This is a genomic window from Type-E symbiont of Plautia stali (assembly GCF_059731115.1).
Map to the genome: position 1 here is coordinate 332,415 of NZ_AP035907.1, position 23,635 is coordinate 356,049.

Here is a 23,635-nt window from a genome sequence, read left to right on the forward strand (position 1 = left end):
TCAGCCTGCCTTAGTTTTTTTCCAGCCATGCGCCGTAGAACGAAGGACGGCCCACCGCTTCAAAGCTCACGCCTTTGAACCAGGGAGCACCTGCGAACACTTGCGGCTCTTCGAAGATGGGGATCACGTAAGCCTGATCGAGCAGATAGCGTTGGACATCACCGGTCAGAGCCAAACGTTTAGCCGGATCCACTTCCGCCGAGATATCCACCAGCAGTGCATTCAGCTTGTCGTCGCGGAAGTTTTGCACCTTGTCGCTGGAGCCGCCTTTTTGCAGCAGCGCATCACGGTTAGTGGGGTAGAACTGGCTTTTGATCACATCCGGATCGGCACGACCCACTTCCGAGACCGTCAATGGTGTTTTCAGGGGCTCGAGATTGTCTAGCGTACGGCTGCCCGCATCACCGGCTTTGACTGCCAGCGCTACACCGACCTGACGCCACTGCTGTGCCACCAGTTGCAGGACTTCTTTGTTTTGAGGCTGTGGCAGTGATTCATAGATTGTCAGTGCAAGCTTTTTACCGTCTTTCTCGCGGATACCGTCACTGCCGACTTGCCAGCCAGCTTTATCCAGCAACTGCTTTGCCAAAGCAGGATCATACTTCAGCTTGTCGGACAGGTTGACGTAACCTGCTGCTGAGTTGGCAATGACCGAGGTGGCTTGCGGATAGTTTGGCGAGAAGAGTGTTTTTACCACTTGTTGGGCGTTTGTTGCATGCAGCAACGCCTGTCGCACATTCACATCACTCACCAGCGAGTTATCGGGGCGGAAGCTGATACTGTCATTGATTCCGCGTGTGGGGGCTGCATATATCGGGAAGTTTTGCTGCTGCGCCTGTTTTTCGTCATAGGCTTGCACCTGGCGGATAAAGTCTGCCTGGCCCGCCAACAATGCGCCGATACGCACGCTGTCTTCCGGCGTGACGATAATTTTGATGCCATCGAGATTGGCCGGGCCTTGCTGGGCGATATTTTTCGGCCCCCACTGATAATCTTTACGCGCGGTGAGATCGACTTCACGCCCGAGTTTTTCATCACTGACCACAAACGGACCGGAGCCAATAATATGGCGTGCGTCACCCAGTTGATCGAAGCTTCGTTGCAGGGTGCTCAGAGACACTAAGCCAGATCCGATGGTTGCGGTGCCCTGTAAAAATCCCGGAGAGGGTTTTTTAAAATAAAACTTCACCGTCAGCGGATCGATGACTTCACTGTGGTCGTAGTTATTGATCACTTCCGAAACCGGCAAGCGCAGGGCTTTATTACCGAGACCGTAGGTATCAAAGTTTTTGGCCACCGCGTTGGCATCCAGTGGCGTGCCATCAGAGAAGGTGACGCCCGGACGAATTTTAAAAGTGTATTCAGTTTTATCGGCGTTGCTGCTCCAGCTTTCCGCTACCCAGGGTTCAACCTGCAGCGTCTTTGGATTCTGCCACGTCAGTTTATCGGTGATCTGGTTGAGGATACCGCCGTTGGGGTAGAAACCACCGGCAGGCGGATAGAGGTTGGTATGCGGTTGCTGTTCAAGATACACCAGCGTACCTCCCTTGACCGGAGTGTCCGCCGCGTGTGCGCTAAATATCCCTGTCAGCAGGGCTAAGCTTAATGCCTGCAAGTGAAAATGCTTATTCATGGTGAATTCCTTATGATTCAATAGCCCGGCGGGCGGATTTCATCATCAAATGCCGCACCCGCGAGGAGAACCAAGGAATTGCACTAAGCTTTTGCGAAAAAAATAAAATGAATGGACTTGTGGGAAATAATTAAGATTCTTCGCCGATTAAAAGTGGCGTTAACTCTCTATAATGTAGAGGTTTTATATTTATGGCTTACAGCATGAGGGGGGAGTTTAATGAGAGCATATTGGATCCCGGGTTTAATGTTTATGCTGTCAGCGTGCTCAAGCTCCGTCGGGCATAATTTCGATACCGCGAACATTCAGAAAATACAGACCGGTAAAACCACCAGAGCCGAGTTGATAAATATGTTTGGGCCGCCTGATTCTGAATCCCCTTATCCGGAAGGGCAACGCCTTATGATGTGGAAATACAGCGAAGCCCGTACGCTGGATACTACCGCAGGCAAGACACTTACCGTGCAAACCAGGAATGGCCGGGTATTTACTTACACATTGAGTAAGAGTTGAGGGCAGGGAAACGATATGTTCGTGCTACAGCAGCCCGAATTCTTCGTGTTTTTGAGCGTGTTATTGAACCCGGAAAGAGATGTGAGTAGGCGATGCTAAGAGAAAATTTCAGCGATCTGGTTTATCTGGTGATGGTCGCCCGGGAACGCAGTTTTACCCGTGCCGCCGCCAAATTGGGTGTCTCTCAATCCGCGCTAAGCCATGCCATGCGCGGTCTTGAAGAGCGGCTTAAGACGCGTCTGTTGACGCGCACCACCCGCAGCGTGGCACCCACGGAAGCTGGCGAGCAACTTATCCAGAATATTGCGCCCTTGATGTCAGATATTGAAAAAGCGCTGGTGTCATTGACTGAACACCAGACGCGCACCTCGGGTAATATACGCATTACCGCCGGTGAACATGCGCTGCACTCCACCCTGTGGCCATTAATTAAACCCTATCTTCAGCAATACCCTGACGTGAACATTGAACTCTCCGTCGATAACACCCTGACCGATATTGTGAGCGGGCGTTTCGATGCCGGGGTGAGATTAGGCGAGCAGGTGGAAAAGGATATGGTGGCGGTGCGTATCGGTCCTGACTGGAGAATGCTGGTGGTTGCGACCCCCGAGTATTTTAAACATCACGGTATTCCTGAAACGCCGTATGAATTGCAGCATCACAACTGTATCAATATGCGCTTGCCGACACTGGGTGGATTGTATAACTGGGAGTTCACCAAAGATAAAAAAGAGATTCGCGTCAAAGTGGAAGGCCAGCTTATTTTCAATAACCTCAGTTCGCGTATTGAAGCGGCACTTAGCGGCATGGGGATTTTGTATGCGCCGGAAGATTCTGTGCGGAAATATATTGATGAAGGTCTGTTGCAGTGTGTGCTGATAGACTGGTGCGAACCTTTTAGTGGTTACTATTTATATTATCCCAGCCGTAAACAGCACACCGCAGCCTTCTCTAAATTGATTGAAGCAGTGCGCTATCAGGGCTGACCGACGAGTTACACCTATTGGTGAGTTTTGTTCATAAACCCATCCTGATTTGACTACCTTATCAATCAATCCGCGTGATCCTACACTTTTAGCTGCAATCAATGTGGCCGCCCGTTCCAGAGCGGTCATCACCCGAACCTGAAGCACGGAGCCGACATAATGAGAATGGCTGTTGCCCTCATACTGGCGTTATCTGTCTCAGCTGTTTCTGCAAAGGAGAACACATCGATGATCACTGTCTGGCAAAGTGGTGAAAAACCTTCGGTTAAAGGCAACTCAGAGTATTTCACCGGTACGGTGCGTATTGATGCGCCGTTTCAGGGAAGCGAACCTGCACGTATTGGCGGCGCAACGGTGACCTTTGAACCCTCCGCGCGCACGGCATGGCATATCCATCCGCTCGGGCAAACGCTGATTGTGACAGCAGGTCTGGGGCGTGTGCAGGAGTGGGGCGGTGAAGCACGTGATATCCGTCCGGGCGATATTGTGTGGATCCCGGCAGGCGTAAAACATTGGCACGGTGCTGCACCGGAAAACAGCATGTCGCACATTGCTATCGCTGAAGCTGAAAATGGCCAGGTGGTGGAGTGGCTGGAGAAAGTCAGCGATGAGCAGTACGGTTCCACGGCCTCTCTGTAAGGAGTAAAAGATGACGAAAAGCATCAATGCCTCATTAATGATGTGCGCTGCGCTCGCCTCTTCAGTGAGTCTGGCTGATGAACCCTCCGAGCCAGAACAGAAAAAATATGTCGCGCTACGGCAAAAACAGACTCATCCATTGACCCTGCAACAAAAGAGTATCGCGGTGATCGCGGCCCATGCCGCCACAGGCAATATTGCCAAACTCAACAACGCGCTGAATCAGGGTTTAGATGAAGGCCTGACCCTCAGCCAGTGCCGTGAGGTGCTGGTGCAACTTTATGCTTATGCCGGTTTCCCTCGCAGCCTCAACGCGCTGGGAGAATTGATGAAAGTGATTGATGCCCGCCGCTTACAGGGCAAAAATGATCAGCCAGGCAACGAGGCCGGGCCGGTTCCTGCGCCCGAAAACATGCTTTCCGCCGGTACGCGCAATCAGACGGCGCTGGTGGGCAGTCCGGTGAAAGGGCCATTGTTTGAATTCGCCCCGGCGATCGATCAGTTCCTCAAAGCGCATTTGTTTGGCGACATTTTCGCGCGCGACAATCTCGACTGGAAAAGCCGTGAGTTAGCTACTGTGGGCGCTTTAGCCGGAATGAGCGGTGTCGAGTCGCAACTGCAATCGCATCTGCGCATCAGTATAAATGTCGGCTTCGACAAATCACAACTGGCGGAACTTCAGACTGTGTTTAACGTGCAGGGAGAAGAAGCGATCGCTCAGCGAATTGAAGCGGCGTTGGCACAGATAAAATAATAAATCCCTTGAAAACGCACCGGTATTTATTCCGGTGCGTTTTGCTGTTCAATATAATAACGAAGAGTGTATTCCGTCAGACTTATATCCATTAGTGCAAACCTTTCCCGATTAGTTTATTACGCACAGCCAACCGTTATTCACAACGCTGTTTGATGCGCAACCCTCTGTTTTACATTATTTATTTATCCATCAATATTCCGCGTCCCTCTGATATGCATTAATTACAAATGCATACGACAATAATATGTTTTACCCATTACCCGCCGCCATCACACACTGCTCGCCATCATCATTGAGGAAAAGGATTTGGCGTATGTCATATCGACTGAGCTTGTTAGATAAATCGCCGATTGCCGATGGAGAGAGCGCTTCGCATGCCCTGCATCGCACATTACAGCTGGCGCAGCAGGCTGAGGCCTGGGGCTATCACCGCTTCTGGCTGGCAGAGCATCACAACACTGACCGCCTGGCGAGCCCCTCTCCTGAATTGCTGATCGCCTGGATCATTGGGCAGACCCAGCATATTCGCGTCGGGTCCGGTGGCGTGATGTTGCAACACTACAGTCCTTACAAAGTCGCTGAAAATTTTAACCTGCTAGCTTCAATTGCGCCGGGCCGTATCGATCTCGGTATCGGTAAAGCGCCAGGCGGTCTGCCACTCTCCACCCGCGCCTTACAGCAGGGCATCCATCAGGATGAGAAGGGCACTTTTGCTGAGCAGCTTTCACTGCTGGATAGCTGGCTGGATGTTCCGCCGGTGGGCGATGAAGAGATCCTGCGCGCCACGCCGCAGCCGCCACGTCCGGCAAACCGATTCCTGCTGGGTGCCAGCGAACAAAGTGCCAGGCTGGCAGCAGAACTGGGCTGGCAACTGGTGTTTGCGGCACATCACAACGGTGATCCGCTGTTAATGGAACAGGTGCTTAACAGCTATCGCCAATACAGCAACGGCAAGCAGGCGCTGGTGGCCGTGCAGGTGGTGGTCGCCGATTCCCCGGCGGAGGCTGATTTGCTGGTGGATAACCTGCGCATCTATCACGTCAGTGTGAAAGATGGCCCAAGCGTCAACGTGGGCAGCGTTGAGCAAGCTGAACGTTACGTGCGACAGGGCGGTTATACCGATTATGTCATTGAGCCGCGCACGCCATCGTTGCTAAAAGGGACTGCCGCGCAGGTGCACGCCAAACTGGACGCCTTGCACCAGAATTTCGGCATTGAAGAGTTCGTGATTGATACCCCGATTGCTGAGGAGCAGGCGCGAGTGAAATCTCTCGAACTGCTGGCAACGCATCGACTGGTTGCGGCGTAATTCGGAGATAACCATGACTCACACAAGCGAACAGCAACTGATTGACTGGCGACGCGAGCTGCACAGCTGGCCTGAGCTGTCTGGATATGAGGTGGAAACCACGGCGCGTTTGCGCCGCTGGCTACAGGACGCTGGCTTGCGGTTGCTCGATTATCCGCTGGAAACCGGTCTGGTGGTGGAAGTGGGTCAGGGTGAAACGCTGATTGCGTTGCGAGCTGATATTGATGCCCTGCCGATTCATGAAGCCACCGGCCTCCCATACCGTTCGCGTAATGCGGGTGTGATGCACGCCTGCGGCCATGATGTGCATAGCGCGGTGATGCTGGGCGCGGCGCTGCAACTGCATGCGCTGGGAGATCAACTGCCGGGACGCATCCGTATTCTGTTCCAGCCAGCCGAAGAAAATGCCACCGGTGCGCGCAAGTTTATCCATGCTGGCGTGTTGCAAGATGTGCAGGCGATCTTTGGTATGCACAACGAACCAGGCTTACCGACGGGTGCCTTCGCCACGCGCGGCGGGGCGTTTTATGCCAATGCCGATAAGTTTGTGGTGCGCGTCGCCAGCCCTGAACAGGGAGTGGATGCCATTCTCGTGTCCAGCCAGATCATTCAGGCACTGCAATCACTCACCAGCCGCAGTTTTAACACCCTGGATAGCCTGGTGTTGAGCGTGACGCGCATCGATGCCGGTCAATCTGGCAACACTTCACCGAGAGAAGCCGAGTTTGGCGGCACGGTACGCACCCATGACAAGCAGGTGCGGGCACAACTGGAACAGCGCGCGCGTCAGATTGTCGAGCACATTGCCGCGGCAAACGGTGCGACCGCGACCTTCAGCTGGCATCAGGGCCCGCCGGTGCTAGAAAACGATGCACGCTGGGCGCAGTTTGCCAGTGAGATTGCTCAGCAGGTGGGGTATCGGGTGCAAACCGCAGAACTGCACCTCGGCGGCGAAGATTTTGCCTATTACTTACAGCAGGTCCCTGGTGCGTTTGTCAGCATTGGCAGCGCCAGTGAATTTGGTCTGCATCACGGCGGTTTCAATCCCGACGAAGCACTGATCGCCCCTGCCGCGCACTATTTCACCCAACTGGCGCAGCAGGCCTTACAGCACCTCAATGCACGATGTCGTGACGCCGTTCTGAGTTAGCCCATTTAACCCAATATCCTCCGCTCTGTATGGCGACGAATCCGTCGCCGTCAGGCTATGCCATGGAAAAGAGAGAACACTATGACTGCAAGACAACTGCGACTTGGCACTATTCTGCATGGCGCGTCCGGCAATATGTCCGCATGGCGTCATCCGGCGGCGCAGGCCAATGCCAGCATCAATTTTGACTATGCGAAGCACATCGCGCGCAAAGCGGAAGCCGGCAAGCTGGATTTTCTGTTTGTCGCCGACGGTTTGTTTATCAATGAAAAATCCATTCCCCATTTTCTTAATCGCTTCGAGCCGTTGACGCTGCTGTCGGCGCTGGCGGGAGTCACTGAGCATTTAGGATTGGTGGGTACGGTCTCCACTTCTTACAGCGAACCCTTTACCGTTGCCCGTCAGTTTGCCAGTCTCGATCACCTTAGCGGCGGACGCGCGGGCTGGAACGTGGTGACCTCGCCATTGGAAGGATCGGCAAAAAACTTTTCGCGCCAGCAGCATCCCGAGCACGCGCTGCGCTATCGCATCGCCGATGAGTATTTGCAGGTAGTGAAAGGGCTGTGGGATTCGTGGGAAAGCGATGCCTTTGTGCGGAACAAAGAGAGCGGTCAGTTCTTTGATGCTGCCAAACTTCATACCCTTAATCACCACGGTGATTTCTTCCAGGTGCAGGGGCCACTGAACATCGAACGCACGCCGCAGGGACGCCCGATCGTGTTTCAGGCCGGTGCGTCAGAGGATGGGAAAAAGCTGGCAGCGCGCCACGCCGATGCCATTTTCACCCACCAGCCGACGCGCGAAGAGGCACAGGCTTTCTATAAAGATGTGAAAAAGCAGCTGGTGGCAAACGGACGTGAGCCGCAGGATCTGCATATCTTCCAGGGTGTTGGCGTCATTGTTGGCGACGATGCTGAAGACGTTGAGCGCCAGTACCAAACCACCGCCGCACTGGTGTCTATCAAAGATGCATTGAACTATCTCGGTCGCTTCTTCGATCACCACGACTTCTCACAATACCCGCTTGATGAGCCCTTCCCGGATATTGGCGATATCGGCCAAAACAGCTTCCGCAGCACCACCGATGAAATCAAACGTAAGGCGCAAGAGCACGGTCACACACTGCGTCAGGCAGCACTGGAAGCGGCCACGCCGCGTCCGCTGTTCTTTGGCACGCCAGAAGAGGTGGCAGATGGCTTACAGCTGTGGTTTGAAACCGAGGCCACCGATGGCTTCATTATTCAGGGCGGCACGCCGGATACCTTCGAACGCTTTGTTGATCGCGTCATCCCTCTCTTGCAAGCGCGCGGCCTGACCCGCAGCGAATATCCTGGCACCACGCTGCGTGCCAGCTTCGGTCTGAAAGACCCGGTTAATCAGTTCACACAACAATAAATTAAAGAGAAAACACGCTATGCAGAAAAAATCCCTTATTGCGCTGATGTTGCTGAGTTTAAGCAGTGCGGCTTTGGCTGAAGAAGTGTCGGTGAACGGTCAGCAGATCAGTATCGAAGCCAATAAAACACCGGTGAACACTGCGGCAAATCCCGCTGCGGTGGCGCAAATTCCGGCCGGACATAAGTTTGCTGTGCCAGGCTCATTTACTGTGGCTGTGGCCGCGCAGAATTCTCCGCCGTTAACCGTTTTCAGCGATGACAATAAAACCTTGCTCGGCAGTGAAGTGGATATCGCCCGTCTGGTGGCCGACAGCCTGGGATTGAAACTCAATGTGGTGCCGACCTCGTGGGAAGACTGGCCGCTGGGCGTGGCTTCCGGCAAATATGACGCGGCGATTACCAATGTCACCGTGACCAAAGAGCGTAAAGAGCGCTTCGATTTCGCCACCTATCGCAAAGATTCCCTGGGTTTTTACGTGAAATCCAGCAGCCAGATTAAATCATTGAACAAGGCCGAAGACATCGCCGGGCTGCGCATCATTGTGGGCTCCGGCACTAACCAGGAAGCGATCCTGCTGGCGTGGGACAAAGAGAATCAGGCGAAAGGACTGAAGCCTTTCACGCCGGTGTACACCAAAGATGATGCCGCACAAACGCTGGCGTTGCAGTCCGGTCGCGCCGATGCCTACTTCGGTCCGAATGTGATTGGAGCCTGGAAAGCCGCGTTAACTCATCAAACCAAACTGGTGGGCAGCGTGGATGGGGGTTGGCCGAAAGCCGCTCATATCGCGGTGACAGTGAAAAAAGACAACGGTCTGGTTCAACCGATTAACACCGCGCTCAACGGCGTGATCAAAAACGGTGACTACGACAAGGTGCTGAACCGTTGGGGTGAAGGCGTGGAGCGTCTGGATCACTCTGAAATCAACCCGGCCGGTCTTGGCGACTAAGGAGGCTGCATGAGCCAGCAATTTTTCCGCGAAGTGCATCCTGAAGCCGCTGAGTTGCAGCCGATTATCACCGGTCTGTTTGGCGAGTATGCGGCACGTTACGGCGATTTCTTCAAAAGCTCCAACGAGGTGGAATTAACCGAGTGGTACTTGCCGCCGCGTGGGCTGTTTATCGTGCTGGAGCGTGACGGCGAGATCATCGCCATGGGCGCCTATAAACCTTATGACGACGTAACCGCGGAATTTAAACGCATCTGGACGCGTAGCGATCTGCGCCGTCAGGGATTGGCGCTGCTGATTTTGCAGGAGCTTGAACGGCGTGCGTTGCGCGCCGGTTATCAGCGCGTGTTCCTGACCACCGGATTTCGTCAGCCAGAAGCCGTGCAGCTGTATATCGGCCACGGTTATCAGCCGCAGTTTACGCTACTCGAAGATATGGAAATCTACAGTCAGCCACCTCATGACGGACGTTTACGCTTCTTCAAGGTGATTGATGTGCACAGTGTGGCGCAAGCCAGCTAAGGAGTTGAGATGAGTCAGGAAAAACATTTAACCGTGGTGCCCGCACGCTATCCGGGGCGGATCATCGGGGCATTTGTTGCGCTGTTTATTCTCGCCAGCGTGATTGATTCGGTGGCCTTCAATCCCCGTTGGGAGTGGAGCGTGTTTGCCCGCTGGTTCTTTGATCCGGTAATTCTCACAGGGCTGGGGCAAACGCTATTACTGACGTTGTTCGGCACGGTGCTGAGTTTGATTTTTGGCGGCCTGCTGGCGCTGGCGCGGCTCTCTTCGTCATGGTTATTGAGCACACTGGCGTTTGGCTACATCTGGCTATTTCGCTCGCTGCCGCTAATTGTGGTGCTGATTATTCTCTATAACTTCTCCTACCTGTACGACACGCTGTCGCTCGGCGTGCCTTTCACGGCATTGTCGTGGGGGCATTTCCAGACCATCAATGTGCTGGGGCAGTTCCCGGCAGCGGTGATTGGATTGACGCTGGTGCAGAGCGCCTACAGTGCGGAGATTATTCGCGGCGGTTTCTTGGGTGTCGATCACGGTCAGTTTGAGGCAGCGTCGGCACTGGGTTTGTCCTCGTCCCGTCGTACCTTCCGCATCATTCTGCCGCAAGCTCTGCGCGCCATTATTCCCACCACGTTTAACGAAATCATCAGCCTCGCCAAAGGGACTTCCATGGTGTACGTGCTGGCGATGCCGGAACTGTTTTACACCATCCAGATGATCTACAACCGCACGCAGCAGGTGATCCCACTGTTAATGGTGGGGGCTGCCTGGTATCTGATTATCACCACCGTATTGTCACTGCTGCAGCACAGCGTTGAACGTTGGCTGGCCCGCAGCGTGACGCGTGAACCGCAACCATCGCGCTGGCGTCAATGGCGCAATCGCTCTGTTACCGCCAATGAGGAGCTTTCTCATGTCCGAAGCCATTGATTATCGCAATCTGCATACCACCGGTGCCATCAGCATTACCGGCGTCAGCAAGTCGTTTGGTAAACACAAAGCGCTGGATGACGTCTCGCTGGAGCTGGAACCTGGCTCGGTGACGGTGATTCTTGGCCCGTCGGGATCAGGGAAATCCACGCTGCTGCGTACCATTAATCATCTTGAGCGCGTGGATGAAGGGTTTATTCAAATCGACGGCGATTACATCGGTTATCAACGTCGTGGTGACAAGTTGTATGAGCTGAAAGAGAAGGCGATTTTGCGCCAGCGCATCAACGTCGGTTACGTGTTTCAGAACTTCAATTTGTTTCCCCATCTGACGGTACTGGATAACCTGATTGAAGCACCGATTGCCCATCGTCAATTGTCACGACGCGAGGCGATTGAGCGTGCGGGAGAATTGCTGGATATCGTGGGATTGCGCCATAAAGCTGATGCCTGGCCGCGACATCTTTCGGGTGGCCAGCAGCAACGCATCGCCATTGCACGTGCCTTGATGCTGAATCCACGCGTGATGCTGTTTGATGAACCGACCTCGGCGCTCGATCCCGAGTTGGTGGGTGAGGTGCTGGACGTGATTAAGAAGCTGGCACGATCCGGTACGACGTTAGTGATAGTGACGCACGAGATTGGCTTTGCGCGCGAAGTGGCGGATCAGGTGGTATTTATGGTTGATGGCCGCATCGTCGAGCAGGGCAGTACGCACCAGGTGCTGAATCAACCGCGTCATGAGCGTACGAAACGATTTTTGGCGCGGGTGCTGTAATGGAAAGAGTGATAGTCAGCGCGCTGGCCGCATGGTTGTTCAGCTCGCCACTGTTTGCCGCAGAAACGCTGGATGCAAAAAACAACGAAACGCCAATCCACATTCCGGCTAACCCGCAAGCCATCGCCAAAATTCCGGCCGGATTTCATTTTGTGACGCCGGGATATTTGACGGTGGCGACTTCCGCATCCAATTCACCGCCGATTGGCTTGTGGGCATCAGACAATAAAACGCTGATTGGTAGCGACCCTGATTTCGCCCGGCTGCTGGCCGACAGTTTGGGGTTGAAACTCAAGCTGGTGCCTGCCGCCTGGGAAGACTGGCCGCTGGGCCTCACCGCCGGACGTTATGATGTGGCGATGTTTAATATCGCGGTGACAGAAGAACGGAAACAGAAGTTCGATTTCGCGACTTACCGCGCGGATAACCATGCGTTCGCCGTGAAAACGGACAGTGCAATCACGGCGATCAAAGGGCGCGAGGACGTGGCGGGTAAACGCATCATTGTGGGCTCCGGTACCAACCAGGAGAAAATTTTGCTGAGTTGGGATGCGAAAAACCGTGCACAGGGGTTGGCTCCGGTTCAGCCGATATATCTCAATGATGATGCCTCAGCGACGCTGGCGTTGCTCTCCGGGCGCGCCGATGCTTCATTTGGCCCACAAGCCATGGCGGCATGGAAAGTGGCGTCACGCGGTCAAACCAAAATCGTCGGTCACGGTCCGTTCCGCGCCTGGGTGGCAGTGACGACTAAAAAAGGTAATGGGCTGGATGTGGCATTACAGCAAGCGATCAATGGAGCGATAACCAGCGGACAGTACCAACAAGTGCTGGCACGCTGGGGAGAACAGGAGGAGGGCGTGGAGGCATCACAGGTCAATCCGCCTGGGATTGTTTATCAATAAATAATTTTTTTGTTAATTGAGAGAAAACTCACAGCTTGATTGTTGTGAGTTTTTTCTTTTCAGCGTTGTTGTGAACCTATTCATTCTTTTATTTATTTTTTTTGGCATGAATTAAACGGTAAATCTCGATTTTTGACCGTGAAATAAACTCGCCTTGCATTTAATTAATCGCTTCAGATGGTTTTTTATCTTCTCTTACAAGGATCGGTATTGTTTAGCCTGTCGGTAAGGTGTCATATTGGTGTTTCCAGAGGGAATGTGAGGTTGAAAAAGAGTAAAAAGGATTTTGAATGAGTCTGGCTTAACCTGCATTACCCAATCAACGTATAAAAGATTGGGGTTAACATGTTAGTTGAAAATATAAGAGGTCAACTTAATATCTGCCACGCGCAATCCCTACAGTACAGAGAAATTAAGCGGCCGAGATTGGGGGGCGTTTTCATGGAGTCAAGGGTCAGGAAACTGGAAGAGACGGTTGCCATCATCGCTACAGGTGTTGCCGTTATTACATCGAATTACGCCACTAAACAGGATATGGCTGGAGTCAGGACTGAAATCGCTGAAGTCAAATTAGAAATAGCAGAATTACGGTCCGAGGTTCGTGAAGTGAAAGCCGATGTTGCGTCCATAAAGGAAAATTACGCGACCAAGGCGGATGTACTGGCGATCAGGGGCGATCTGTACCAGGCGCTGAACAAACAAACCAAATGGATGGTTTCAATGCAACTCGTCACGTTAGGACTGGCGTTAACGATCGCCAAAGCGATATTTTAATCCTGAGCACAATGGCGGCTCAGCCGCCGCCATGGCAAAAGTCTCTTACGTTGTGGCTTTACGGATCCAAAGCGCAGCCTCTCCCGCTGGGAGTGGACGGGCAAAGTGATACCCCTGGAACAAGTTACAGCCTTTGTCGCGCAGGTAGTCGAAATACTCTTCACTTTCGATGCCTTCAGCCAGCACGTTTAATCCCATTTCACGCGACAGTTCAATTGTCTTGTGCACTACTATCGCTGCAGATTCGTTGTCAAAAATATGCATGATAAGCGATTTATCGATCTTGATATCATCAATCGCGAAATCACTGATCGATTTCAGCGATGAATAGCCTACGCCAAAATCATCGATCGCCCATTTAATGCCTAATTGACTGAAGTGCTCAATGACACTGCTGATTCTTTTTTGATCGTAAATAAAGGTGGTTTCAGTTATTTCAAACTTTAATCTTTCCGGACTGATTTTGTGATGTGAGAGCGTCAGCAAAGTATCCTGGGTAAAATCCCGATGCATCAACTGCAGTGGACTGATATTGATCGAAAACTTCAGATTGCTGAGATTATACATGCGATCCCAGTCAGACATTTGCTGCAAGGTTCTTTCCATCACCCATTTGCCAATCTCAATAATCAGCCCACTTTTCTCCGCCACAGGAATAAACACCTCCGGCGAGATAAAACCTTTAACCGGATGCTTCCAGCGCAGTAAGGCTTCGAAGCCTATCAACTTTTTATTGGTATCCACCTGTGGCTGATAGTACAGCTCCAGTTGGTTCTTTTCGATGGCGTTGGAAAGCTCCCGTTTAATCAGGTCGGTCTCCGAATAATCACCGCGTGACGTAAACACGGTTAACAGTAGCGCGATAATCGACACACTGCAGTTAACAATATAGAAACCAGGTTCCTCAGGTATGCTCAGCCTGAAAGCCCCACTTTGCCAGGTTAATCCCGTGGCGATAAACAGCAGATAAAACGCCAGGCAAATGAGAGGAAAAATTTTACTGAGGTAATTCGATTGCTGGCGTAGCACCAGCGCGGAACCGATGGTCAGAGCCATCAGATAATTGTATTCCGAGCGCTTAACAATTGAATGATAATTATCCAGTAATAGTAGCAGGATAATACTGAATAAGAGTGCATGCACGATGATGTAAAGGTTGCGTTTTAAGCCACTGCAGAAGGCCGCACTGGTGATGTAACCGCCCAGTAATGTGCTGGCAGCATATAACCAGGCAATGTCATGGTGATCCCTGACAACGTTAAACAACACCATGTAGATCCCGGCCACAATGCTGGATGTCCCGGCGATCAACAAGGTTAAACGCAGTTTCTTTTCCAGGCTATCGCCTTTCAAAATAAACGGCAGATTGCGAATGATTGAAAATCCTGAGCTGAAATAAGAGATCATTAGCTATTCTCAGTTTTATAGTCATAATTATTTAATGTTTTCAGTCAGGTATATTAAGGAAAAGCGTGACGGCTGTCATAACTGTTTTCACGTTATTTACACTCATTCAAGCTGCATTATGATTTGACCTATGTTAGAGGAAATGAGCATTTATCCGGGTAAAACTGGCCGATTGAGGTGACTTAAGTCGATTATTTCCGCCTGCATACGGCGCGTTAAAAGAGGTTGAAAGCTCGCAGCGCATTTTATGATTACCGCGATTGCGCCTACCCTATGGCAAGTGCACACGTTAGAATGAAACCTCAGTGCCTTAAGGTAGTTGCAGTGCCAGAGGCAAAAACAACAAGCGCTGGACACGTATTCAGCCTGGCCTGACCCGAATGTGAAACCCACTTTAAAACGACTGGTTGCAATGAAAATACGCTTTCTATCTGCCAATGAGCTAAAGCTTGCCGAAGTGCGCACCATCCTGGAGCCGGTCGGCGTCGAAGTCATTCCCATCGCCCGCCGCATCGAAGAGATCCAAACAGAAAATGAAGTTGAACTGGTACGTGACAAACTCACCAAAGCCTTTTCCATCATTGGGCGTCCACTGTTTGTTGAGCACACCGGCCTGTATCTGGATGGGTTGAATGGTTTGCCTGCCGGATTGACGCGCATTTTCTGGAGCCGACTGAACGCTGAACGCTTCACTAAACTGGTTAGCGGTCTGGATAGCCCCAGCGTGACCGCCAAAACCGTGCTGGGCTATTGCGATGGTCGTAAAATGTACCAGTTTGAGGGTGAACTGCGCGGCACCATCGCACCAGCGCCGGCCGGACCGCGCGAGTTTCAGTGGGACTGCGTATTCATTCCAGAAGGCCATTCGCAGACCTTCGCTGAAATGGGTGAATTCAAAAACGAAATATCCATGCGCCGCCTGGCACTGGATCGCTTCGCCACCTTTCTTAAAACATCACGGGGACTGGCATGAAACCGGAACTCAAACGCGCCTACGATGCAGGCAAACTGATCCTGTTTGCGGGTGCGGGTATTTCACGCAATCTGGGTTTGCCGGAGTGGCATGAGCTGATTGCGCATCTGGCCAAAGAACTGGGTTACGACCCGAAGATCTTTAATACTTATGGCACACATCTTTCGCTGGCGGAGTATTACAAGCAACGCAAAGGTTCGCTCGGACCATTACGCAGCTGGATGGATCGTGAATGGCATCGCCCGGATATTGACGTGCGCAGCTCTGAAATTCACACCATGATCACCCAAGGTAACTTTTCACGCATCTACACCACCAATTACGATCGCTGGCTGGAGATGGCGCACGAAGCTCACAATGTGCCGTACAGCAAAGTGGCGAATGCGGCAGATTTGGTGTCATTAACCGAAGACAAGCGTCATATCATAAAACTTCATGGTGATTTTGACGATGATACTTCCATCGTGCTGGATGAGAGCAGCTACTTTGAGCGCCTCTATTTCGATTCGCCGCTGGATATCAAACTGACGCATGACGTGATGGGCAACTCGGTGTTGTTTGTCGGGTACAGCATCAGTGACTTTAACATTCGTCTGTTATTCTACCGGCTGACCAAGATGTGGGGCCGTACCGGATTGGCTACCGCGCGCCCCAAATCCTACTTGTTCACCAACCGCAATAATCCGGTGGCCAAAGAGGTGCTGGGGCAGTGGGGTATCGAAATGATCGTTTCAGAAGAGGACGATCCGCGCAAAGCGCTGGCGACGTTCCTGGAAGAATTACTGGCTTAATGAGCAGAAAACGTTTGCTCAAAAAAGTTTGCTTAGAATATACTGTATATAAATACAGTTAACCGAGGTGCATCATGGCAGTCGAAACCAAATATGTTGTTGTCAGAAAGGGTGAAGAAAAAATGACGTTTGCCAATAAAAAAGACGCGGATGCCTGGGACAAAATGCTCGATATGGCGGACGCCTTCACCGACTGGCTGCAGCAGCATCAGCCTGAGCTGGGTGAAGCACAGGCTGAAGCGTTAGGCATGTTACTGGCTGAACAGAAGGATGCGGTGCAGCATATCCTGCGTACCAGCAAATTACCGGATGCGGTAAAGGAAGAAGCGACAGCCGAAGTCGAGACTGAGGCTTCTGCGGAATCTGAAATCTCTGCGGAATCTGAAGCCTCTGCAGAAGCAGACACCGGTAAACCCGAAAAGAAAGTGCGCGCGGTTAAAGCTGCCTGATACTTTGCTGAGAGCTGAGAGCTGAGAGCTGAGAGCTGAGAGCTGAGAGCTGAGAGCTGAGAGCTGAGAGCTGAGAGCTGAGAGCTGAAAGCTGATAACTGGGAGCGACGAGAAGGTCGCTCCTGTTGCCTCACTAAACTCTACAGCTTGATCTGATAACGCGTACTACGCCCACCGCCCGGTAGTTTCTCCAGACAACCTTTCTCCAGCAATTCCGTTAAATGACGCGTCGCCGTGGCTTTACTGACCTTTGCCACTTTTTGATATTGGCTGGCGCTGATACCGTCCTCAAACCCTTGTTCACCACCATCCAGTAAGCGATTCAATACGCGGTTTTGCTCAGCGTTCAATTGGGCATTGTGGTGAATCAGCCAGAATTTCGCTTTGTTCTGTATCCGCGTGACCGATGCCAGCGCCTCTTCCAGACTGTCATTGAGCACATCGAGGAACCACAGCATCCAGGCCGTGATGTCCAAATCGCCACGCTGTGTCTCTTGCAAAATCCGATAATAATCCGCGCGCCGGGTCAGAATCGATGACGACATGGCATATAAACGGATGCTTTGGCTGTCTGCTTGTGCCAGCGCCAAATCAGTCAGCGCGCGCGTAATACGACCGTTGCCATCATCGAATGGATGCAGCGTAACAAACCACAGATGACAGATGGCAGCGCGCAGCAGTGGATCGAGTTGAACCTCGTTATGGCTGTGATTAAACCAGCAAATAAACTGATCAAGCTGCCGTTCAAGCCCGTCGCGTGGTGGTGCTTCGAAATGCACGGTTGGGCGATCGATGCGCCCGGATACCACCTGCATCGGCTCCTCGCCTCGCAAACCACCTACGTTTAAACGCTTAATCGTCCATTCACTCGCCGGGAAAAGCCACTGATGCCACAGACACAGCCGCTCAAACGTGAGAGGCTCATCGCGCTGAGTGATGGCATCCATCATCATAGTGGCCAGTCCTTCAGATCGTTCGGAAACGGGATAGGGCTGCTCCAGCGAGACACCTAATCGCCGCGCAAGGGAAGACCTGACCGATTCGGCGTTAACACGCTCATCTTCAATGGCGGAGGAAGACAGGATGTTGGTGAGCAAAGTATTCAACGTTTGCGTATCGGTGTTATTGGATATGCTTGCGCGGCCCAGCAAAATGCCGCGCTGCTGCTGGAGATAGCGCAATCGTGGCAGGAGTTTTTCCTCTTGCCAGCGAAAACTTGGCCAATCAGGTTTCTGCCATATCCACATATATTGCCTCATATCCTTTGCCAGTGAGCCAAACAGTCTGGTGATTAGGCTCAATTACTGAGCCATAAAGCCGCTTTATTCGGCTCACATAATGAGTTGAATGATACTGCCTAATTGGCTCAAACGCCAGTTCATTCAGCCCACCAACGAATGTAAGCCGCATGAGAAGGCGAAATGGGTGGCGATTTCAGGCTGAAATTTTAGGTGAGCCAGGAAAGGGTCTGTGTGCCAGATGGCGACCTGAGCGCCGCCATCTGGGAAAATGAAGTGACTATCGCTATAGCAGTGATGGAGAGCAGATCAATGGGTGAAAAGTGAAAATGTTCCAGAGTAGTAGATCACCATCCACGCCACATACACCAGCCAAACCAATAGCAATCCTGTTAAGCCTAATTTACCTGTCATGATGCATTCCTCTTGTTATTTGGCGTCATGCGCCCTGTAACGAATAAGCTGACAGGATGGTGAGATAGCGATCTTGCGCCAGATCAAAAACAGCAGGATTTTGTCGCGGAAATGCGCAGACAAAAATTGATCGGGATTAGATATGGGTGTTTGCCCCCGCCTCAACAAACTATTTATCACAGAAATTATAAGGAATTTAAGCGGATAAAAAGTGCCGCTTATTGAACATATTTGCCAAATATCCCGGCATAACCCTCCAGATATTCTAGAGTTAATCGCGAAGTTTAAAAAATACACAATCCTGCAATCGTTTATGGCAAAGGACATTATTTTGAACATCGCAAACCCAATACCCAGACTTTCGTTCTGGAATAAACTATTTGCTCTTATTCTGCTGTTGTTGGGGATTATTCTGGCCGCAGGCGGGGGCTGGCTGGTGGCCGTAGGCGGAAACTGGTACTACGTGCTGGCGGGTATAGGGCTGATCATCTCTGCTGTACTGATATTCATGAAGCGCACCAGCGGTGCAGGCTGGTTCGCGCTGGTGTTTGTCGGTACGCTGATCTGGACCATCCAGGAATCGGGGCTGGATTACTGGCGCTGGGTTCCGCGCTTTGCGCTAATGCTGATTCTTGGCATTGTGTTTGCCTTTCAGTTGCCCAATCTGGCACCGCGCGTCAGTCGGGGTGCTTCACGCGCGCTGGCGGCGGTGCTGATTGTCGCCTTTGTGGTCGCCGCTGCGCTGCCCTTTGCGCCACTTAATGAAACGCCGGCCACCGATGTACCCGCTGCGGGTTCGGCCAACTTCATGGCGGATACCGGTAATGGGAAAGCCTCCACGCCAGACAATGGTGACTGGTATACCTACGGCGGTTCTCTGGCGTCGCAGCGTTTCGCCAATGCCAGCCAGATTACCCCGGATAACGTAAAAGACCTCAAGCTGGCCTGGCAATTCCGCACCGGCGATTTACCCAAAGCGCGTTGGGGCGGTGAAAACACCCCAATCAAAGTGGGCGATACGCTCTATACCTGTACCGCACGCAATATGGTGTTCGCGCTGGATGCCGCTACCGGCAAAGAGAAGTGGCACTTTGATCCGAAGGTCAGCGACAAATCTATTCCGTACACCGCCGCCTGTCGAGGGTTAACCTGGTATGACAGCCAGACCAACAGCCATGCAACCACTGGACAGGAAGCGGCTGTTGCACCGAACAGTGATAACAGTGACTGCCAGCAGCGCATCATTCTCGGTACGCTGGATGCCCGCATCATTGAGTTGAACGCTAAAACTGGTGAAGTGTGCCGCAGTTTCGGCAATCAGGGCACGGTCAATCTCGCGGAAGATATGGGGGAAACCTATGACGGCTATGTGGCCATTAACTCCGCGCCGGTGGTGATACGTGACACGTTGGTAGTGGGACATCAGACGATCGATGGACAGCGCGCATTTGGCCCGCCGGGCGTCATCAAAGCCTATGATGTGCGCACGGGCGCGCTGAAATGGGCATGGGATGCTGCCGACCCGGATACGGCGACACCGAAGAAAGGACCTAATGCCTATAAACGCGGTTCACCGGATGTCTGGACCTCGTTCACCGGTGATGACAAGTTAGGATTAGTGTATCTGCCGGTCGGGAACTCCTCCGGTGACTATTGGAGCGGTACGCGCTCGCCTGCCGAAAACAAGTATTCGGTCTCACTGACGGCATTAAATATCGATACCGGCTTACCGGCCTGGACTTTCCAGACAGCACACAAAGATGTGTGGGATTACGATCCCGGTTCTCAGCCCACGCTGGTGGATTATCCGGATAAAAACGGCGGTAAGACACCGGCAATTATCATGCCGACCAAACAGGGCGAAATTTATGTGCTGGATCGCCGTACCGGTAAATCGCTATTTGGCGTTGAGGAGCGACCAGTGCCCGGTGGCGGCGTCGAGCCGGATCAGCGTTCGCCTACCCAGCCTTATTCGCTATTCCATCATCTGAGCAAACCGGATCTTACGCCGCAGGATATGTGGGGCTTAACACCGGTGGATCAGTTGGTGTGTCGCATTCAGTTCCAGCAAGCCAGTTATAAAGGGCAGTACACACCACCGGAAGCCGATCGTCATTCGATTGAGTATCCGGGTTATAACGGCGGTTCTGACTGGGGCAGTGTGGCAGTGGATCCGACTCGCGGCATCATCATTGCAAACTACAACGATATGCCGAACTACAACATTCTGGTGCCGCGTGCGAAAGCCGATGCGATGGGTTGGAAACCCCGCGATGAAGTCCCGTATAACCCACACGATACCGGTCATGCGGAAGGGGCAGGCGATCCACAAATCGGCGTGCCTTACGCGGTGAACGTGAATGCGGGTTGGCGCTTGCCGTACACCGGCATGCTGTGTAAAGAGCCGCCATATGGTGGCATCCGCGCCATTGACCTGCGTGATGGCCGCACTATCTGGGATCGTCCACTGGGCACTGCACGTCGCAATGGCCCATTTGGTCTGCCAACCGGATTGCCGATTAACATTGGTACGCCGAATAATGGCGGTTCCGTGGTGACATCCAGCGGGCTAATCTTTGTCGCGGCGGCCACCGATGACTTAATTCGCGCCATCGACATGAAAACCGGTAAGGAAGTGTGGAGCACGGAACTGCCTGCAGGGGGCCAGGCCAACCCGATGATCTACACGCAAAATGGGCGCGAGTATCTGGTGATTGTCGCAGCAGGGCATCACTTTATGGAGACGCCGGTGGGCGATTATGTGCTGGCATACGCGCTGCCTGAACAGAAATAACCACCATTCAAAACGGGATTAGGCTGCGGCCTAATCCCGCCATAAACACATTGTCATCACATCCCTTTGGTCATCACGCCCTCAGGGGTTCACCTCTTCCAGGCGACGATTCAGCGTGCGTGGACCAAATACACCAATGGTAAACACCACAATCGCCATCGCGCCGGAAATCACGGCAAACACTGAACTGACACCCATCTCACTCAGTACCCAGGCAATGGTAAAGCCTGACAACATGCCGCTGATACGGCTCACCGAATAGACCAATCCAATCGCTTTAGCGCGGAAACGCGTCGGGAACAGTTCCGCCTGATAGGCTCGGTAGGAGAAGGTCATACAGGTGCTGGCCAGCGACAGCAGCAGTCCCAACGTCACCAGCATCACCGGTTGCGACTGCCAGGAAAACACCGTGCCGACGAGGGCAATGGCCAGCGCGGATCCACTCACCAGCCACTTACGCTCAATGCGATCGGCAAAGGTCATTGCCAGCAGCGGCCCCAACGGGCTGGCAAAAGCGATCAGGAAGGAATAGAGCAAGCTGTGGGTAAAGGTCACACCTTTTGCTGCCAGCAGTGTCGGGATCCAGCTGGCAAAACCGTAATAGCCAATCGACTGAAAGAAGTTGAACACCAGCAGCATGATAGTGCGACGACGATAAGGCGGACGCCACATCTCATTTTTCACTACAGGTTTAGATTCAATGGGCTGCAACAAATGGTTATCAATGGCAGGCAGCGCCGCGCCAGTGGATTTAGCCACGCGCGCTTCGAGTCTGCGTACCACGTCTTCCGCTTCTTTGTAACGGCCTTGCTCAACCAGCCAGCGCGGGCTTTCGGGTAATCCCATGCGCAGGATCCACACCAGCACCGCGCCGATACAGCCAAACAACACCACCCAACGCCAGCCGCTCAGGCCGAGAATTTCCTGGGGGACCAGCTGCCATGAGAGGAAAGCGATGGTCGGAATCGAGGTGTACTGGATGGCCTGCACGAAGGCATAAGATCTGCCGCGCAGACGCGCCGGGATGAATTCGGAGACATAGGCATCAATAGTGACCAGTTCAGCACCAACGCCAATCCCCGACACAATGCGCCAGAACACAATGGAAAACGGATGGTGCTGAAACGCCATAATGCCACTGGCGATCGCGTAAACCAGTAATGAGATAATAAACACCTTTTTGCGCCCGATGCGGTCGGCCAGATTGGCAATCAACAAGGTGCCGAGGAAAACCCCGAGGAACATCGCCGCGACAAACGCCCCCAGGCTATGGGGATCAAAAAAGTTATGGCTGCCGTGGGAAAAAATCCCCTCACGCACCATACCGGGACCGATATAGGCGGTCAGGAACACGTCATACACTTCAAACCAACCACCCAATGCCAGCGCAAAAATAATCAGCCACAGCGGGCGGGCGGCAGGTAAGCGTTCCAGACGCGCAGAGAGTTGCGCACCAAATGCTTTGCCTTCTTCTGGTGTGAAGTTGTCACGCCAGGTCATCGGCGGAGGGATCGACTCGCTCAGCGAAATTTTTTTCAGCACGGTAGGGTACTCCGTTGTTTTTATAATGGTTTGCTAAGGGCTGGCCGGATGGCCATGCCCGATAACACAGGTGATTCAGGGATTTAACGTTAAACCGGGCAGCCTTTCGCACGCAGAATCGCGTTGAAGCGCTCAGGGTCGTTGTTGCCTGCCACGTTGCTGGCGCGGATCTTCTCCTCACGCTGTGCATGTTGCTGTACGCGAGGCAGCAGCACACTCAGCTCATCCTGCGGGATCGCAATCACACCGTCGGCATCGGCCACGATCAAATCGCCGGGTGACACCACCAGTCCTGCACAGTGCACCGTGGTGTTCACTTCACCAGGGCCTTCTTTGGAAGGGCCGCGCAGAGTGTTACCCCGAGCCCAGCAGGCAATACCGCCTTCTGCCCATTCATTCAGGTCGCGCACGGCGCCATCAATCACGAAACCGGCAATCTTTTTGGTGACGGCAGAGGTGCGCATCAAGCCACCGATCAGCGCCTGAGTCAGATCGCCCGAGCCATCGACCACAATCACATCGCCCGGTTGCGCCATTTCGATGGCCTTATGGATCATCAGGTTATCGCCAGGACGTACTTTCACGGTGATCGCCGGGCCGCACAGCATCAGGTTGGCATCGTTGTGATACGCCTGTAAGCCAAGTGCACCAACACTGCGCCCCATGGAGTCGCCAATGTTCGGCACCGGCAAGGCACGGAAGGCATCAATCACGCCCGCATCAATCTGTGCGCCGCGCTCACCGATGAAATAGCCAATCGGCCAGTCTTTGTGGATGGTCATAA

The 23,635-nt window shown here is 52.8% G+C and carries 21 protein-coding genes; 16 read left to right on the forward strand and 5 right to left on the reverse strand.

What is annotated here, in order from left to right; all coding sequences use genetic code 11:
* Positions 1 to 10: 10 nt before the first annotated feature.
* Entirely contained in the window at positions 11 to 1,633 is a 1,623-nt protein-coding gene (locus tag AC6I8L_RS21460) for a TIGR04028 family ABC transporter substrate-binding protein (protein WP_058961721.1), read from the reverse strand.
* A gap of 605 nt (positions 1,634 to 2,238) precedes the next feature.
* On the opposite strand from AC6I8L_RS21460, the gene AC6I8L_RS21465 reads away from it, so the two are divergent.
* The 12 genes from AC6I8L_RS21465 (at position 2,239) to AC6I8L_RS21520 (ending at position 13,243) form a co-directional block, all read left to right on the forward strand.
* A complete protein-coding gene (locus AC6I8L_RS21465) occupies positions 2,239 to 3,132 on the forward strand; it encodes a LysR family transcriptional regulator (protein ID WP_058961719.1) in 894 nt (297 codons plus the stop codon).
* Between the two features lie 228 nt (positions 3,133 to 3,360).
* On the forward strand, positions 3,361 to 3,771 hold the full coding sequence (locus AC6I8L_RS21470) for a (R)-mandelonitrile lyase (protein WP_498014711.1): 411 nt from the start codon (positions 3,361 to 3,363) through the stop codon (positions 3,769 to 3,771).
* 10 nt (positions 3,772 to 3,781) lie between these two features.
* The gene (locus tag AC6I8L_RS21475) at positions 3,782 to 4,525 is read left to right on the forward strand and encodes a carboxymuconolactone decarboxylase family protein (RefSeq protein ID WP_082678143.1); all 744 of its coding nucleotides are present in this window, start codon (positions 3,782 to 3,784) and stop codon (positions 4,523 to 4,525) included.
* A 316-nt stretch (positions 4,526 to 4,841) separates the two neighbouring features.
* Positions 4,842 to 5,837 carry an MsnO8 family LLM class oxidoreductase gene (locus AC6I8L_RS21480; RefSeq protein WP_058961717.1) on the forward strand — a complete coding sequence of 332 codons (996 nt, stop codon included), beginning with the start codon at positions 4,842 to 4,844 and terminating at the stop codon, positions 5,835 to 5,837.
* Positions 5,838 to 5,850: 13 nt separating this feature from the next.
* Positions 5,851 to 6,987 (forward strand): amidohydrolase, encoded by a 1,137-nt coding sequence (locus AC6I8L_RS21485; RefSeq protein WP_058961716.1) that lies wholly within the window; start codon positions 5,851 to 5,853, stop codon positions 6,985 to 6,987.
* A gap of 81 nt (positions 6,988 to 7,068) precedes the next feature.
* A complete protein-coding gene (locus tag AC6I8L_RS21490) occupies positions 7,069 to 8,382 on the forward strand; it encodes an LLM class flavin-dependent oxidoreductase (RefSeq protein ID WP_058961715.1) in 1,314 nt (437 codons plus the stop codon).
* A gap of 19 nt (positions 8,383 to 8,401) precedes the next feature.
* Positions 8,402 to 9,334: an ABC transporter substrate-binding protein gene (locus AC6I8L_RS21495; RefSeq protein WP_058961714.1), complete on the forward strand. Its 933-nt coding sequence runs from the start codon at positions 8,402 to 8,404 to the stop codon at positions 9,332 to 9,334.
* Positions 9,335 to 9,343: 9 nt separating this feature from the next.
* A complete protein-coding gene (locus AC6I8L_RS21500; RefSeq protein WP_058961713.1) occupies positions 9,344 to 9,856 on the forward strand; it encodes a GNAT family N-acetyltransferase in 513 nt (170 codons plus the stop codon).
* 9 nt (positions 9,857 to 9,865) lie between these two features.
* Entirely contained in the window at positions 9,866 to 10,786 is a 921-nt protein-coding gene (locus tag AC6I8L_RS21505) for an amino acid ABC transporter permease (RefSeq protein ID WP_479400062.1), read from the forward strand.
* The gene (locus tag AC6I8L_RS21510) at positions 10,770 to 11,564 is read left to right on the forward strand and encodes an amino acid ABC transporter ATP-binding protein (protein ID WP_058962363.1); all 795 of its coding nucleotides are present in this window, start codon (positions 10,770 to 10,772) and stop codon (positions 11,562 to 11,564) included. Before AC6I8L_RS21505 ends, AC6I8L_RS21510 begins: the two co-directional genes overlap by 17 nt.
* Positions 11,564 to 12,469, forward strand: coding sequence for an ABC transporter substrate-binding protein (locus AC6I8L_RS21515; protein ID WP_160867694.1), 906 nt, complete (start codon positions 11,564 to 11,566; stop codon positions 12,467 to 12,469). Before AC6I8L_RS21510 ends, AC6I8L_RS21515 begins: the two co-directional genes overlap by 1 nt.
* A 345-nt stretch (positions 12,470 to 12,814) precedes the next feature.
* Entirely contained in the window at positions 12,815 to 13,243 is a 429-nt protein-coding gene (locus AC6I8L_RS21520) for a hypothetical protein (protein ID WP_058962362.1), read from the forward strand.
* Positions 13,244 to 13,288: 45 nt separating this feature from the next.
* Here the strand turns inward: AC6I8L_RS21520 and AC6I8L_RS21525 are convergent, their stop codons facing one another.
* Positions 13,289 to 14,650 (reverse strand): putative bifunctional diguanylate cyclase/phosphodiesterase, encoded by a 1,362-nt coding sequence (locus AC6I8L_RS21525; protein WP_058962361.1) that lies wholly within the window; start codon positions 14,648 to 14,650, stop codon positions 13,289 to 13,291.
* Positions 14,651 to 15,062: 412 nt separating this feature from the next.
* Here AC6I8L_RS21525 and AC6I8L_RS21530 point away from each other — a divergent pair, with 412 nt between their 5' ends.
* The 3 genes from AC6I8L_RS21530 to AC6I8L_RS21540 all read left to right on the forward strand — a co-directional run bounded on the left by AC6I8L_RS21530 (position 15,063) and on the right by AC6I8L_RS21540 (position 16,863).
* Complete coding sequence (locus AC6I8L_RS21530; RefSeq protein WP_058962360.1) at positions 15,063 to 15,623, forward strand: non-canonical purine NTP pyrophosphatase; 561 nt, start codon at positions 15,063 to 15,065, stop codon at positions 15,621 to 15,623.
* Positions 15,620 to 16,414 (forward strand): SIR2 family protein, encoded by a 795-nt coding sequence (locus AC6I8L_RS21535; protein WP_034829783.1) that lies wholly within the window; start codon positions 15,620 to 15,622, stop codon positions 16,412 to 16,414. Before AC6I8L_RS21530 ends, AC6I8L_RS21535 begins: the two co-directional genes overlap by 4 nt.
* Positions 16,415 to 16,488: 74 nt before the next feature.
* On the forward strand, positions 16,489 to 16,863 hold the full coding sequence (locus AC6I8L_RS21540; protein ID WP_058962359.1) for a YebG family protein: 375 nt from the start codon (positions 16,489 to 16,491) through the stop codon (positions 16,861 to 16,863).
* A 140-nt stretch (positions 16,864 to 17,003) separates the two neighbouring features.
* Here AC6I8L_RS21540 and AC6I8L_RS21545 read toward each other — a convergent pair whose 3' ends face one another.
* Positions 17,004 to 18,110, reverse strand: coding sequence for a Fic family protein (locus tag AC6I8L_RS21545; RefSeq protein WP_479401671.1), 1,107 nt, complete (start codon positions 18,108 to 18,110; stop codon positions 17,004 to 17,006).
* Positions 18,111 to 18,852: 742 nt separating this feature from the next.
* On the opposite strand from AC6I8L_RS21545, the gene AC6I8L_RS21550 reads away from it, so the two are divergent.
* Positions 18,853 to 21,309: a membrane-bound PQQ-dependent dehydrogenase, glucose/quinate/shikimate family gene (locus AC6I8L_RS21550; protein WP_082678160.1), complete on the forward strand. Its 2,457-nt coding sequence runs from the start codon at positions 18,853 to 18,855 to the stop codon at positions 21,307 to 21,309.
* 81 nt (positions 21,310 to 21,390) lie between these two features.
* Here the strand turns inward: AC6I8L_RS21550 and AC6I8L_RS21555 are convergent, their stop codons facing one another.
* The gene (locus AC6I8L_RS21555) at positions 21,391 to 22,851 is read right to left on the reverse strand and encodes an MFS transporter (protein WP_058962358.1); all 1,461 of its coding nucleotides are present in this window, start codon (positions 22,849 to 22,851) and stop codon (positions 21,391 to 21,393) included.
* A gap of 89 nt (positions 22,852 to 22,940) precedes the next feature.
* Positions 22,941 to 23,633 carry an RraA family protein gene (locus AC6I8L_RS21560; RefSeq protein ID WP_480344157.1) on the reverse strand — a complete coding sequence of 231 codons (693 nt, stop codon included), beginning with the start codon at positions 23,631 to 23,633 and terminating at the stop codon, positions 22,941 to 22,943.
* Between the last annotated feature and the right edge of the window lie 2 nt (positions 23,634 to 23,635).

Coding starts and splice junctions, on each gene's coding strand:
- AC6I8L_RS21530 (WP_058962360.1), top strand. CDS start 15,063: ATGAAAATACGCTTTCTATCTGCCAATGAGCTAAAGCTTGCCGAAGTG.
- AC6I8L_RS21470 (WP_498014711.1), top strand. CDS start 3,361: ATGATCACTGTCTGGCAAAGTGGTGAAAAACCTTCGGTTAAAGGCAAC.
- AC6I8L_RS21490 (WP_058961715.1), top strand. CDS start 7,069: ATGACTGCAAGACAACTGCGACTTGGCACTATTCTGCATGGCGCGTCC.
- AC6I8L_RS21480 (WP_058961717.1), top strand. CDS start 4,842: ATGTCATATCGACTGAGCTTGTTAGATAAATCGCCGATTGCCGATGGA.
- AC6I8L_RS21560 (WP_480344157.1), bottom strand. CDS start 23,633: ATGACCATCCACAAAGACTGGCCGATTGGCTATTTCATCGGTGAGCGC.
- AC6I8L_RS21505 (WP_479400062.1), top strand. CDS start 9,866: ATGAGTCAGGAAAAACATTTAACCGTGGTGCCCGCACGCTATCCGGGG.
- AC6I8L_RS21535 (WP_034829783.1), top strand. CDS start 15,620: ATGAAACCGGAACTCAAACGCGCCTACGATGCAGGCAAACTGATCCTG.
- AC6I8L_RS21545 (WP_479401671.1), bottom strand. CDS start 18,110: ATGTGGATATGGCAGAAACCTGATTGGCCAAGTTTTCGCTGGCAAGAG.
- AC6I8L_RS21510 (WP_058962363.1), top strand. CDS start 10,770: ATGTCCGAAGCCATTGATTATCGCAATCTGCATACCACCGGTGCCATC.
- AC6I8L_RS21500 (WP_058961713.1), top strand. CDS start 9,344: ATGAGCCAGCAATTTTTCCGCGAAGTGCATCCTGAAGCCGCTGAGTTG.
- AC6I8L_RS21475 (WP_082678143.1), top strand. CDS start 3,782: ATGACGAAAAGCATCAATGCCTCATTAATGATGTGCGCTGCGCTCGCC.
- AC6I8L_RS21460 (WP_058961721.1), bottom strand. CDS start 1,633: ATGAATAAGCATTTTCACTTGCAGGCATTAAGCTTAGCCCTGCTGACA.
- AC6I8L_RS21540 (WP_058962359.1), top strand. CDS start 16,489: ATGGCAGTCGAAACCAAATATGTTGTTGTCAGAAAGGGTGAAGAAAAA.
- AC6I8L_RS21465 (WP_058961719.1), top strand. CDS start 2,239: ATGCTAAGAGAAAATTTCAGCGATCTGGTTTATCTGGTGATGGTCGCC.
- AC6I8L_RS21520 (WP_058962362.1), top strand. CDS start 12,815: ATGTTAGTTGAAAATATAAGAGGTCAACTTAATATCTGCCACGCGCAA.
- AC6I8L_RS21495 (WP_058961714.1), top strand. CDS start 8,402: ATGCAGAAAAAATCCCTTATTGCGCTGATGTTGCTGAGTTTAAGCAGT.
- AC6I8L_RS21515 (WP_160867694.1), top strand. CDS start 11,564: ATGGAAAGAGTGATAGTCAGCGCGCTGGCCGCATGGTTGTTCAGCTCG.
- AC6I8L_RS21525 (WP_058962361.1), bottom strand. CDS start 14,650: ATGATCTCTTATTTCAGCTCAGGATTTTCAATCATTCGCAATCTGCCG.
- AC6I8L_RS21485 (WP_058961716.1), top strand. CDS start 5,851: ATGACTCACACAAGCGAACAGCAACTGATTGACTGGCGACGCGAGCTG.